The 12,345-nt window shown below is 47.7% G+C and carries 14 protein-coding genes and 1 tRNA gene; all 15 read right to left on the bottom strand.

Annotated elements, in window-relative coordinates; all coding sequences use genetic code 11:
- Window position 1: 1 nt before the first annotated feature.
- Entirely contained in the window at window positions 2-613 is a 612-nt protein-coding gene (locus CYPRO_RS06035; protein ID WP_114983752.1) for an MlaC/ttg2D family ABC transporter substrate-binding protein, read from the bottom strand.
- 12 nt (window positions 614-625) lie between these two features.
- Window positions 626-2,071: a TolC family protein gene (locus CYPRO_RS06030; protein WP_114983751.1), complete on the bottom strand. Its 1,446-nt coding sequence runs from the start codon at window positions 2,069-2,071 to the stop codon at window positions 626-628.
- Between the two features lie 101 nt (window positions 2,072-2,172).
- Window positions 2,173-2,257: transfer RNA gene (locus tag CYPRO_RS06025), tRNA-Ser, on the bottom strand.
- Between the two features lie 22 nt (window positions 2,258-2,279).
- Window positions 2,280-3,158 (bottom strand): ATP synthase F1 subunit gamma, encoded by an 879-nt coding sequence (gene atpG / locus CYPRO_RS06020; protein ID WP_114983750.1) that lies wholly within the window; start codon window positions 3,156-3,158, stop codon window positions 2,280-2,282.
- A 4-nt stretch (window positions 3,159-3,162) separates the two neighbouring features.
- On the bottom strand, window positions 3,163-4,782 hold the full coding sequence (atpA, locus tag CYPRO_RS06015) for a F0F1 ATP synthase subunit alpha (protein WP_114983749.1): 1,620 nt from the start codon (window positions 4,780-4,782) through the stop codon (window positions 3,163-3,165).
- Between the two features lie 40 nt (window positions 4,783-4,822).
- On the bottom strand, window positions 4,823-5,368 hold the full coding sequence (atpH, locus tag CYPRO_RS06010; RefSeq protein WP_114983748.1) for an ATP synthase F1 subunit delta: 546 nt from the start codon (window positions 5,366-5,368) through the stop codon (window positions 4,823-4,825).
- A gap of 6 nt (window positions 5,369-5,374) precedes the next feature.
- Window positions 5,375-5,884 carry a F0F1 ATP synthase subunit B gene (gene atpF / locus CYPRO_RS06005; protein ID WP_114983747.1) on the bottom strand — a complete coding sequence of 170 codons (510 nt, stop codon included), beginning with the start codon at window positions 5,882-5,884 and terminating at the stop codon, window positions 5,375-5,377.
- Between the two features lie 96 nt (window positions 5,885-5,980).
- Window positions 5,981-6,217 (bottom strand): ATP synthase F0 subunit C, encoded by a 237-nt coding sequence (atpE, locus tag CYPRO_RS06000; RefSeq protein ID WP_114983746.1) that lies wholly within the window; start codon window positions 6,215-6,217, stop codon window positions 5,981-5,983.
- A 65-nt stretch (window positions 6,218-6,282) separates the two neighbouring features.
- Entirely contained in the window at window positions 6,283-7,374 is a 1,092-nt protein-coding gene (gene atpB, locus CYPRO_RS05995; protein WP_114983745.1) for a F0F1 ATP synthase subunit A, read from the bottom strand.
- Complete coding sequence (locus CYPRO_RS05990) at window positions 7,367-7,735, bottom strand: hypothetical protein (protein WP_124245540.1); 369 nt, start codon at window positions 7,733-7,735, stop codon at window positions 7,367-7,369. Before CYPRO_RS05990 ends, atpB begins: the two co-directional genes overlap by 8 nt.
- A 23-nt stretch (window positions 7,736-7,758) precedes the next feature.
- The gene (locus CYPRO_RS05985; protein WP_114983743.1) at window positions 7,759-7,992 is read right to left on the bottom strand and encodes an AtpZ/AtpI family protein; all 234 of its coding nucleotides are present in this window, start codon (window positions 7,990-7,992) and stop codon (window positions 7,759-7,761) included.
- A gap of 57 nt (window positions 7,993-8,049) precedes the next feature.
- A complete protein-coding gene (locus tag CYPRO_RS05980; protein WP_114983742.1) occupies window positions 8,050-8,457 on the bottom strand; it encodes a bactofilin family protein in 408 nt (135 codons plus the stop codon).
- Window positions 8,458-8,462: 5 nt separating this feature from the next.
- Window positions 8,463-9,335 carry a M23 family metallopeptidase gene (locus tag CYPRO_RS05975; RefSeq protein ID WP_114983741.1) on the bottom strand — a complete coding sequence of 291 codons (873 nt, stop codon included), beginning with the start codon at window positions 9,333-9,335 and terminating at the stop codon, window positions 8,463-8,465.
- Between the two features lie 117 nt (window positions 9,336-9,452).
- A complete protein-coding gene (locus CYPRO_RS05970) occupies window positions 9,453-10,814 on the bottom strand; it encodes a glycosyltransferase (RefSeq protein ID WP_124245539.1) in 1,362 nt (453 codons plus the stop codon).
- 21 nt (window positions 10,815-10,835) lie between these two features.
- A complete protein-coding gene (gene guaB / locus CYPRO_RS05965) occupies window positions 10,836-12,314 on the bottom strand; it encodes an IMP dehydrogenase (RefSeq protein WP_114983739.1) in 1,479 nt (492 codons plus the stop codon).
- Window positions 12,315-12,345: the final 31 nt, after the last annotated feature.

Genomic DNA, 12,345 nt, shown 5'->3' with positions numbered 1-12,345 from the left:
GTTACGATACACCTGCACGTCGGCGCAGGTTATCCATAAGGGCGTCGAATCCGCGGCGCTGTATAATGCGCTGAAATGAACGACGGTATGAGTCAGCGGTCGAAACATTATCAACGGACATATCAATTACAAACCATTCGCCATCCCGGTTTTCCATTTCATAAATGACGGGGGTACGAACATTATCCAAAATGGCAATGGTGTGCGCAGTTACGAAACGACCATCTACATCAAAAGACTCATATGTAACTTCTGCGCGATAGATTTCCAGGCTGTTAAGTGACTGATCACGAATGACTCGCGCGAAAACATCCACAAACTCATCTTTTTGATCATCCGACAGGGTATCCCAGGTATCCTGAAGCGCGTGCCGTGCCATAGCCCTGTAGTCGATGATCTGATTGATGATCTCCATCAGTTCATCCCGCTGAGCCTCGGAATGCTCTGAATCTTCGGGACCGAGTAAAGCCTTTATTTCCTGATCGCGGTCTATCAGCATTTGCCGTACTTCATCAATTACGGCCTGTTCATCTGCAACGGCAGCGGCAGCCTGCACACTATTTTGTACAGCTGTGCCGAATACGATGGAAAAGATTATTAGGAATACTTTCATGGGGGAGTGTGCTTAATTCGTAAATATTTGATCAAGTCGGAAGCCGCCTGCATTTAGCAAACGCGCAAGCCTCACGTTGAAATCATGTATATATTGCTTCTGCTGTGCTTCAAGCTCGAGGTTTTTCGTGAAGGCGTCAATCAGGTTGGGGATGTCACCAAAGCCGATATCGTAATCCAGCTGTTCCTGCCGGAGCCAGTTTCTGCTTACATCCAGTGCACCTTCAATGGTTGACAGCCTTTTGCTTGCTACACGTACATCTTTGTATTTGTCGCTTACATCAAGTTCTATGCCATCCCGAACCGCATCAAGTGCATAGCTTGCCTGCCTGAACTGAAGCTGCGAGCGCTCAGTTCTGTTTTGGAGCTGGAAAAAATTCAGGTTTTGTCTTAACCCGAGACCGACAGTTAAACTTTCTGTATTTGCCGGGTTGCTGATGAAAGGATTCCGCTGCCGTGGCCGGTTCGGAGCGTAAGCATACCGGTAAGTCGCACCCAGAAATAAAGCCGGAAACCGCTGTGCACGCTGCGCTTCAAGGCCAAATCCGGCGGCGTCCCGTACTGATTCAATCTGCAGCACTTCAGGGCGTGCTTGCATAGCCTGCATTACGTAGCTGTCCAGCGTGTCAAGCTCCTTGTCTATCGGGTCAAGGAAACGGTCTTCCGGAACATAAACAATTCCGGTTTCTCTGCTTCCGAGCGCAATCGCCCATGCACGCTCGAGGAAAGCTATATTTCGCCTGACTTCTTCCTGTTGTGCCTGAAATTCAAACTTAAAAATCTCAAATTGATAAAAATCAGCGTCATCGATTTCATCACTGCCTTCATCCAAAAGTTTAATGAGCTCACGCTCGGCAAGCTCAATTGTTCGTTCGGCTTCTACAGTAAGTCTTTCCAGCTCCATAGCTAAAAGCTTGCCCTGCCATAGCTGAAAAAGCTGAAGCTTAACTTCCTGTTCCTGCGCCTGATACTCGAAGAGACTCACGTTTATCCCCGCCTGTGAGGCTTTTATTGCGTTCCGGATTGCACCCCAAGTATATACCGGCTGTAAGGCTGTAATTTCAAACTGATTAAAAAAAGCCCAGTCTTCCCAATCGTTACGAAGGCTTGGGTCGAGATAGAGTTGCGATGAGGGAAAGTCTGCGCCATCACGGCTTCTGACGCCGGGAATCAGTCCATGTGCTGTTGTTAAGGTGAAGTTGGGAACAATGCGGCTGTTGCGGGCTTCCTGATTTCGGTTACGGGCAAGCTCAACAGACTGTTTTCTGGCACGCAATTCATTGGAGTGTTCGGCGGCGATTGACAGAAACTCAGACAAGCTCACCGATACGGTATCCGAAGCTGCAACATTGAGATCTTGGCCATTTGCCTTACCCTGTGGTAAAACTACCACACTAAGGCAGATTACCGACAAATACAGAATCGCGCTACTAAAAGGAAAGAGGAAGACGTGTCTCATATATTAAATAAGCGGACGTGGTTGACAAGAGGTTTCTGCAACGCGTTGGATACAAGTTCATGATACAAAAAAAGCCTTCACTTGTAATGAAGGCTTTTCTGCGGAGAGTGAGGGATTCGAACCCCCGGAGACTTTCGCCTCAACGGTTTTCAAGACCGCCGCAATCGACCACTCTGCCAACTCTCCGTATCTTTGTAATATAAAAAAATTATCCGTTCAATGCTTCAGCACCGGAAACAATTTCTGAAAGTTCTGTCGTAATCGCAGCCTGACGTGCTTTGTTGTAGCTCAGGTTGAGATGACCTATAATTTCTTTGGCATTTTCCGTCGCATTATCCATGGCGGCCATTCGTGCACCTTGTTCTGAAGCATTTGATTCAAGAAGCGCACGCCATAGCTGCATGTTGATATGCAAAGGTATGATGTTATCTAATATTTGAGCTGCGTTGGGCTCGAAAATGTAGTCGATGTTGTCAGCTGAGTCATCGTCAGCTTCTTCAACGGTTACAGGCAGAAGCTTGGTGAAGATTCTGTTCTGCGCAATAACGCTTTTGAACTCGTTGAAAGCCAGAAAAACAGCGTCATAGGTACCTTCACTAAAAGCTTTTGCTACAGCTTCTGAAATTTCAGCGGAGCGGTCAAACCGCAGATTATCAAAAAATCCGTTGTTCTGCTGTATTACCTTGAAATCCCTTTTGCTGAAAAAATCTCCAGCTTTACGGCCTATAGTTAGAACTGAAAGTTTTCCGTCTTTGCTAAAACCGGGGAACCTTTGATTAAGCGTGTCGGTCACAAAACGAAAGAGATTACTGTTGAAACCACCGCAAAGTCCCCTGTCGGAGCCTATCACAATGAGTAGTATGCTCTGCGGATTTTCAACATCCTTCATGAAAATGTTTTGAGAAGCTGTACTGCTGCTAAGCTTCTCAATAACAGACTGCAACCCTGCCACATAGGGCCGGGTTGCAATCACATTTTCCTGGGCCTTGCGAAGCCGAGCTGCAGCCACCATTTTCATAGCTTTGGTGATTTGCTGCGTGCTTTTTACCGAAGAAATGCGGTCTCGTATTTCGCGTAAATTGGCCATAATTTTAAGAAACGGAGCTTAATATTTCGTCTTTGGCTGTTCTTGCTGCATCAAGGAATTTGCCCTTTGATTCGTCCGAAAGATTTCCGGAAGCACTCAGTTCATCGAGCTCTTTCTGATATTTGAGGTGCAGCGCTTCAAGGAAGTTCTTTTCAAACTCCTGAATTTTGTCAACCGGAAGTTCGCTCAGAACGCCTTCGTTATTTGCAAGCAAAACAGCAACCTGCTCTTCAACGGACAGCGGTGAATACTGCTTCTGCTTCAGGAGTTCAACCGAACGCTCACCTTTAGCAAGCTGACGCTGCGTAGTAGCGTCAAGGTCAGAACCAAACTTGGCAAATGCTTCAAGCTCACGATACTGGGCAAGGTCAAGCTTCAGGGTACCAGACAATTTCTTCATCGCTTTAACCTGTGCAGAACCACCTACACGGGATACGGATATACCTACATCAATAGCCGGTCTCACACCTGAATTGAACAGGTTGGTCTGAAGGAAGATTTGACCGTCCGTAATGGAAATTACGTTTGTAGGGATGTAAGCGGAAACGTCACCGGCCTGCGTCTCGATAATCGGAAGGGCGGTCAGTGAACCACCACCTTTAATAAGGGGCTTGAGTTCAGCCGGTACATCATTCATTCGCTCCGCTACAGCCTGGTTACGGTTAATTTTGGCTGCCCGCTCAAGAAGACGGCTGTGAAGATAAAATACGTCACCGGGGTAAGCTTCGCGTCCTGGCGGACGTCTAAGAAGCAAGGAAACTTCGCGGTAAGCTACAGCCTGTTTTGAAAGATCATCATAAATAATGAGCGCGTGACGCCCCGTATCTCTGAAATACTCTCCAATTGCGGCACCGGCATAGGCGGCAATATATTGAAGCGGCGCTGGTGCTGTTGCAGGTGCTGATACAATCGTTGTGTAAGACTTGGCGCCTTCACGCTCAAGAATCTGATTTACCTGCGCAATGGTAGAATTTTTCTGGCCGATCGCAACATAAATACAGTAAACACCTTTACCGTCCTGCTTGTCGTGAGACGCTTTCTGATTGAGGATGGTATCGATTGCGATAGCTGTTTTACCGGTTTGTCTGTCACCGATAATAAGCTCACGCTGCCCACGTCCGATCGGGATCATGGAGTCGATAGCTTTGATACCTGTCTGAAGCGGTTCGCTTACAGGCTCACGATAAACTACACCGGGAGCTTTACGCTCAAGCGGCATCAGAATGGTTTTTCCTGCAATCGGGCCTTCTCCGTCAACCGGTTTGCCAATGGGGTCAAGTACACGTCCTAAGACACCTTCGCCCACTTCAATGGAGGCAATTTTTTTGGTGCGTCGCACGGTATGACCTTCCTGAATAGCACTTGCAGAACCGAAAAGTACAATACCAACATTGTCTTCTTCAAGGTTCAGTACCATTCCTTGTACAGGGTTTCCTTCTTTATCCCTTGATTCGGGTAGTTCTACAAGCTCGCCGGCCTGTATTTTACTTAATCCGTAAACACGAGCGATACCATCACCTACTTCGAGCACGGTACCTTCATCGTAAATATCGGATTCAGACTGAAAGCCTGCCAGCTGCTTGCGCAATATGGCGGATACTTCATCTGGTTTTACATGGCTCATAATAATATTGAATTAATCTCAGTCTTAAATCGGAATCGGTTTAGATTGCAGCTTTAAAAAACAAGTGCTGAAGCTGTTCAAGCTTGTGTTTTACAGAGCCATCAATGACCGTGTCATCAATTTTTACCATAACACCCCCCAGGAGTCCTGGTTTGTGCTGGCTTATCAGTTCGATGGTTTTCCCAGTTTTGGATTCAAGCGCCTTTTTGATGCGATCGATCTGATCAGCATTGGGCTCTTCAGCATAGAACAGGTGAACAAGCTCAATTCCCTTGTGTTTGCGATAAGCATCGATAAAAGCTTTTGCTATGCCCGGAATCAGGTCAAAGCGGGCTTTCGAAGCAACGAGGTCGAAAAAAGAATTAACTTCTTTACAGACCTTTGATCCAAACAGCTGATTGATAGCGTCCCGCTTTTTATCTGCTTTGATGAGCGGGTTCCGCAGGAAAAGAACCAATTCGCGAGAATGCTCAATTGTTTTATGGATGTACTCCATATCAGACAATATGCGCTCAAGCGTATTTGTTTCAATTGCGAAGCCCAGCAGGGCGGATGAGTATCTGCGTGCAGCTTTTGAGGGAATCATTGAGACTTAGTTCTTAGAAATTCCATCGATGAAATCATCGACAAGCTTTTGATTTTTCTTTTTGTCGAGTTCAGCATTCAGGATTTTTGTGGCTGCTTCGAGAGCAAGCTCCGCTACGTGCGAACGCAGTTCAAGCATTGCCTTTTGCTTTTCCTGATCAATGGTAGCCAGAATCTGATCTTTCACTGCTTCGGCTTCCGAACGCGACTTCTCAATAATTTCAACACGAATCTTTTCGGCTTCTTCCTTCGCCTCTTTCCTCACCCTTTGGGCCTCTACTTCAGCCTTGCGGAGCGCTTCGTCATTATTACGGGCGATTTCTTCTGCCCGCTTCATGGCTTTTTCAGCTGAATCTAACGATTCCTGAATACTTTGCTCACGCTTTTCGAGTGCTGCGAGCACAGGCCCCCAGGCAAATTTGCGAAGGGTCAGCAGAAAGAGGATGAAGGTAATTCCGATCCAGATTACAATACCTGGCTCAAAATTCAGCAACGCATTTGCTAAAACCGGATTCATGTGCTTTTAAGTTTTGGGGCAGGCTTAGGAAGAGCTGTTATACCTGATAATATTTCAGACAGCCGGTAAAGCAGGACCCTGTTGGAAATTATCTTATTAGATGTTGGCCAGAATAATGCAGATAACCAATGCAAAGAAGGCAGCACCTTCAATAAGACCAGCAGCAATAAGCATAGCGGTACGCACATCACCGGCAGCTTCAGGCTGACGAGCCATCGCATCCATAGCGCCTTTTCCGATCATACCGATACCGAAACCAGCACCGAGAAGAATAATACCAGCACCTAAACCAGCGGCAAGGTGGGCCATATCAGCAAATTGAGTAACTTCCATAATAATAACTCCTGAACGTGTAAGTGTATTTAGTTAACAGTTGTTGAAAGGTGATTTAAATTAAATCAGTGTGCTGCAGCTGTTTCTGCATGATGATGCTCGTCGTGATGGCTATGGTCTTCCAAAGCCATACCGATGAACAGTGCAGAGAACATGGTGAAGATGTACGCCTGAAGGAATGCAGCAAATACCTTGAGCGCATAGATAAAGAGCGTGAAGGGAACCCATAGGAAGGCGGACACGAGTCCGAGACCCGCGCCATAAAGGCCCGCGAAAATAAAGATCATCCCGAGCATGCTTAGGATCAGCATTTTCCCGGAAAGCATATTGGCAAATAAACGAACAGCGAGGGCGAAGGGCTTTGTGAACAGTCCCAGAATTTCAACGGGAATCATGATGATCAGCATAAACTTTGGAATGCCCGGCATTGCAAAAACGTGCTTCCAATAATCCTTTGTGCCATTCAGGTTCACCATGAAAAAGGTAGTAAGTGCCAAGGCGGCCGTTACGGAGATATCAGAGGTAGGTGTTTGACCCCATGGGGCGAGACCAAAAAGGTTCATGAACAGAATCATGAAAAAACAGGAGAGCAGATAAGGGGCAAATTTTTTGTATTTCTCTTCCCCTATGTTTGACTTGACTACTTCATCCCGCAAATAGACAATAATGACTTCCGCAAAATTCATCCCGGCTCCGCGTGGTGCTGTTTCGCGGCCGATGCCCGCTTCATATTTTTTGGCCATCCTGCCGAAAATGAAAAGGGTCAGAAAACCTGCAAGCCAGAACCAGACCACGTGCTTCGATATCGATAAGTCCAGGGTGACCGGGTCGCCATTGGCCTGTACCAATCTGTATGTTACCGGACCGGAAACCCCCGCGACAAACTCCTGCGGATTTTCAATGTAATAAGCATCCTGAAACAAGCCGCTTTGCATGGCACTTTTCGTAGATCCGAAAAAGTGAATGCCATCCGCAATTAAAATCCTTGGCAGATACAGTTTGGGCAGCGGTTCAAATTCGATGTAATAGCGGTCACCAAGCTTCGCTATTACATCTATATCCCCGTAATCCTTGTTATTATCTTCCGCAAGTGCCTGAACAGGCATAACATACAACAGAGCTAAAACCAGGAATGCGGTCCGAACAAGATTAGTCATTACGTAATAATTGCGGGTTGTCTTTAATTTTGAGTATAAAAATAATTTCTAATACAGACTTGCAAATATAAGCAATAAAGAGGCTAATAATAAACTGAAATTGAGGGAGCTCGGTAAGAAAAATAATAAGAAAAACGATTGCCAGCATCACCAGCATCCTAAGCCCCATACCTCCCATTACCTTCAGCATAAATACATTCATTGTAGCATGTATTCCTGCCTTTGCGAAGTAAAAAGCTGCTATGGCATTAAGGCTTGTCGTAACAAGAGCCAAGAGATGACCTGGAATCAGATCCATGCTTGCCGAATAATGCGCTATCAACAAACCCGAACCCAGCAAAACTGCATCAATAAGTGCCAAATATAGCAGAAATTTAGCCCACATCACACATCTCTTTTGTGTTTTTGTTTGTACCTGTCCTTTTCATTTAACTCCATTGCAGTTTTATAGATGGTCCAAAACATGGATATAAACCCTAAAAATATACCCGCAAGCATGAGCCAGGGACCGGTTTGATAGCGATTATCCAGCCAAACCCCTATCAGAACTGGTATGGACATCGTAATGCCGATTTGCAATCCGAACTGAATATACTGGCCAAACCCGCGAACATCCATTAATTCCCCGTATTCCTCGTTATTCGCCTGCTGTTGCTGTTGTTGTAGCCATTGCTGCTACACTTCACTTTCTTTCTCTAAAGATATGGTGCTGCCCATACGACAGGCCCCGTCAAATTTGGCTCCTTCCTCAATCAGCAGCACATTTGTCTTAATGTCACCGGTTACATGCGCAGACTGCCTGAGAATGAGACGATTAGCTGACACAACATGCCCCTCAACTTTTCCGGCAATATCAGCGTCTTTAGAATTAATATTTCCGATCACGGTGCCACTTGCTGAAACAATGCATTTGGCTGTTATTTCAATTTCACCATCAACTTTACCGGATACGCGAATATCATCGCTACCAGTTATCAGCCCTTGAATGACGGTGTTTTCGCTTACCATATTTATTGCCGGTACAGCCTGATTGTCAGCTGGTGGTACTACGACTTCAGACTTATTCTTTTTTCTGCCAAACATGTGCTTTAATTTAAATTTGTGAATGATTCCGACGGGTCCAGTGCCACCCCGTTTTGCCAAAGTTCAAAATGAAGGTGCGGGCCTGATGTAAGGATACCGGTACTGCCTACGCGTCCTATTATGTCTCCGCGTTTAACAAAATCACCCTTTTGCCGGGCGAGGCTTTTACAGTGCTTATATATGCTCAGAAATCCGTTGATGTGCTGAATAACCATAACATTGCCATACTGAATGGTAAAGCCGCTGAAAAGCACGACGCCATCTGCAAAAGTTCTGATGACTGTGCCCTCCGCTGCCGCGATATCAATCCCGGTATGACCGGTTTGCAGATCAAAACCCCGTGTTACAGTACCTTCGAGCGGAAAGCGCAGGGGCAACTCCCAGTCTGATGAGAAAAAGTCTTCCGCAGAGTGAACAATTTCTTCTACACTCAACCCTCTCACCTGTGTGAAAAAATCGGTATCGTCGAATTCCATAAATGCGGGGGCCACACTGAATATTTCCGGCCTGTCTTCAGCACTGATACCGGTTGTAAATGTAGTATCAGCGCTTTGCATAAGGGCAAGCTTGAAGTTACTTAACTGAATTTCGTTTGCATGAAGGGAATCGCGCAGCACCTCGATACGGTCCCTTATTTCTACAATCTGTTCCCTGACGGCCTGATCTTCACGGTTGAACAGCAATGTGCCCAACGGCGTCAGAAAGAAAAACAAAAACATCAGTGCGATAACAATGAGATGCGTCACAACAAGCAAACCGAGCATTTTGCGGGGGACAATGGTATAAGGCTTGTTGGTTTCGTGTGCTTGTCCCTGCCACAGCAAAACGGTTAATTTCTCATTGCTGAAGGATGTTATTCGCGATAAAAATTCAAGCATCCGGTCAGTGTGATACTTTTGTTATTCAGGCTGTCGGAGGTATTCCGGTTATTTCTAAAGAAAGGCTAAGATATGATGTTTACGCGCATTTTCTTAGAAAACTTTGCGCCCATTTTTTCAGCTTTCGCGCAGCCTTAGCTGATCCAATATCTTTCCGAAGGCTGCGGCGATTTCTATACGGCTGAACTGCCGGCAGTATTCAGGATCCGGCTGTGGCAACCGGTCTTTTTCCCAGGCAAAGAAAAGGGCTTTAAGGGCTCTGTACTGCTGCTGTTTGGCACCAAGATCCGCTAAAAAACATGCGCCATAGCCTTGGAGAAGCTTTTGGGATATCCCTTCAGGAAGATAGGCAAGCACGGGCTTACCGCTGCCGATATACTCAAAAAGCTTGCCCGGCGTAACCGCTTCAATTTGGGGAATGTGCCCCAGCGTTAGAAAAAGGGCGTCTGCCTGCATAAGATTCCGGACGGCCTTCTTATGCGGCAGGTAGCCATAATCCCGGGTGACGTCTTCAAGATCCAGCTTTTTGATTTGCTGTTGATGGGTATCTGTAAGTCCTCCCTGAAATGCGAGCCGGAAACACTTTCGCTTTTCCGGATGGTTCTGCAAAAACCGGTGTACGGCTTCGAGCAGGTCGTCGGGTTGTATGCCGCTGTAAAACCGGCCGCTGTGCAACAAGGTAAATACTTTTTGATGCTTCGAATCTGTCTCAGGCGTTCCTGAACCCGTCTGTGTTACTTCAGCGCCTTCGAAATCTGCAGGATCATAGCCGTTTGGGATGACCTGTATCCTTTTTTGCTTCGGTCCCGGCATGCGGCGCGAAATGGAATCCCGGTAGGCCTCATTTACCACTGTCACATAATCAGCGCGGGAAAGGGCGGCCTGTTCCGTTTGCTGCATACGGCGGAAATGCCACGAAGTCGGATAGCTGACCCAGTGACTCTGAAGCCATTCATCCCGAAAATCCATGATTACCGGAATGTGAAATGCTTCACGAATGCGCGCGGCAATCAGTAGATTGCTGTACGGCGGCGCAGTAGCAATGACGGCTTTGATATTGTGCTCGCGTATCAGCTTGGCTGCCTGTTCCAGGGCCGGCTTGATCCACGCTGTTTTATTGTCGGGCACAAAAAACCATGACGTTATAAAGGAGAGCAAGCGGGTTTTCCACTCTTGTGGCTGTACCTTCAGCTGCCCTACCCCGGCAATCCCGGCGGCGGCATGGAACAGCGTCCGGGCCTTCACCCGTACCGGCGGTATTTTCAGCTCGCTGATTTCTTGCGCTAAACTTTCATCAAAATGATAATACGCGCCCGGCTCAGGAACGAGAATGACAGGATTCCAGCCAAAGCTGGGAAGGTATTTTGCCAGTTTCACCGGACGCTGTACGCCGCTACCACCCATAGGGGGGAAGTAGTAGGCAATAAGTAAGACGTTTTTACCGCTGTCGTCTGACTCCGATTGCTGCTTTTCGGTCACAAATCCGGCCTGCACGATATCCTACCGCATGGAGTAGTTAGGCGATTCTTTTGTAATATGTACGGAGTGGGGATGACTTTCCCGCATACCTGCCGGGGAAATCCGCACGAACTCGGCCTGCTGCAGCGCTTCTATGCTCGCTGCACCACAGTATCCCATGGCGGCGCGCAAGCCACCGCTCATCTGATAGACCACTTCAGCAAGGGTTCCTTTGTAAGGGACCCTACCTTCAATACCTTCCGGAACCAGCTTTTTCACATCATCTTCCACATCCTGAAAGTAGCGGTCCTTGCTGCCCTGACTCATCGCACCAATGCTGCCCATGCCGCGATAGGTTTTGAATTTGCGGCCTTCATAAATGATGGTTTCTCCGGGACTTTCGTCAACGCCTGCGAACATCGATCCCAGCATGACCACGTCACCGCCGGCCGCTATGGCTTTGGGGATATCGCCCGTTTGCTTGATTCCGCCATCGGCAATTAGGCCTAAGCCGTTGGCCCTGGTATAAGCGGCAACTTCCAGCACGGCGCTCAGCTGCGGAACGCCCACCCCGGTCACTATCCGGGTTGTGCAAATTGAACCCGGACCTACGCCCACTTTAACGGCGTCAGCACCGGCTTTGTGGAGCGCTTCAGCGGCCTGTGCGGTAGCAATATTGCCGCCAACGATAACGAGTTCAGGATACGCTGCACGCAGTGTTTTTACCATATCGATCACCCCCTGAGAGTGACCATGTGCCGTATCCACCACGATACAATCCACCGAAGCGTGTACGAGTGCCGCAACCCGGTCTACCGTATCGGCTGCAATACCTACTGCTGCACCTACCCTGAGCCGGCCTATTTCATCTTTACAGGCATTCGGGAAGTTTTTCTTCTTCTCAATATCCTTAAATGTGATCAGTCCGACAAGGGTGCCGTCCGGTTCAATGATGGGCAGCTTTTCAATTTTGTGGGTTTGTAACAGGCTTTCTGCTTCTTCTAAGGTAGTACCCGCGCGTGCCGTAACCAGCCTGCCCGACGTCATAATCTGCGTGAGCTTGCGGGTGAAGTCGGTTTCAAAACGCAAATCCCGATTGGTCACAATGCCCAGAAGCTTGCGGTTGCCATCTACAATCGGAATGCCGCCAATTTTGTGGCGGGTCATCACATCGCGGGCCTGCGCGACGGTTGCGTCGGCACCAAGGGTTACCGGATCCACGATCATCCCGCTTTCGCTGCGCTTCACCAGGCGAACCTGCTCTGCCTGCTCTGCTATCGTCATATTTTTATGAAGGATGCTCATCCCCCCTTCACGGGCAAGGGCAATGGCAAGGCGGTATTCCGAGACTGTATCCATCGCGGCGGCAAGCACCGGCATGTTGAGTTTCAGGTTTCGGGCAAGGGTTACGGATGTATCCACATTCCGGGGTAAAACCTGTGAATGCGCCGGTACGAGTAAAACATCGTCGTAGGTGAGTCCTTCACGGGTAATTTTGTGTGCAAAAACTTCTGATGGCATAGTTTTGGGCTTTTGGAAGAGAGTTTGCTGA

The sequence above is a fragment of the Cyclonatronum proteinivorum genome, from assembly GCF_003353065.1.
In the GTDB taxonomy this organism is placed as follows: domain Bacteria; phylum Bacteroidota; class Rhodothermia; order Balneolales; family Cyclonatronaceae; genus Cyclonatronum; species Cyclonatronum proteinivorum.
The sequence above is the reverse complement of the archived record's forward strand: the minus strand, read 5'-3'. Positions and strand labels throughout refer to the sequence as shown.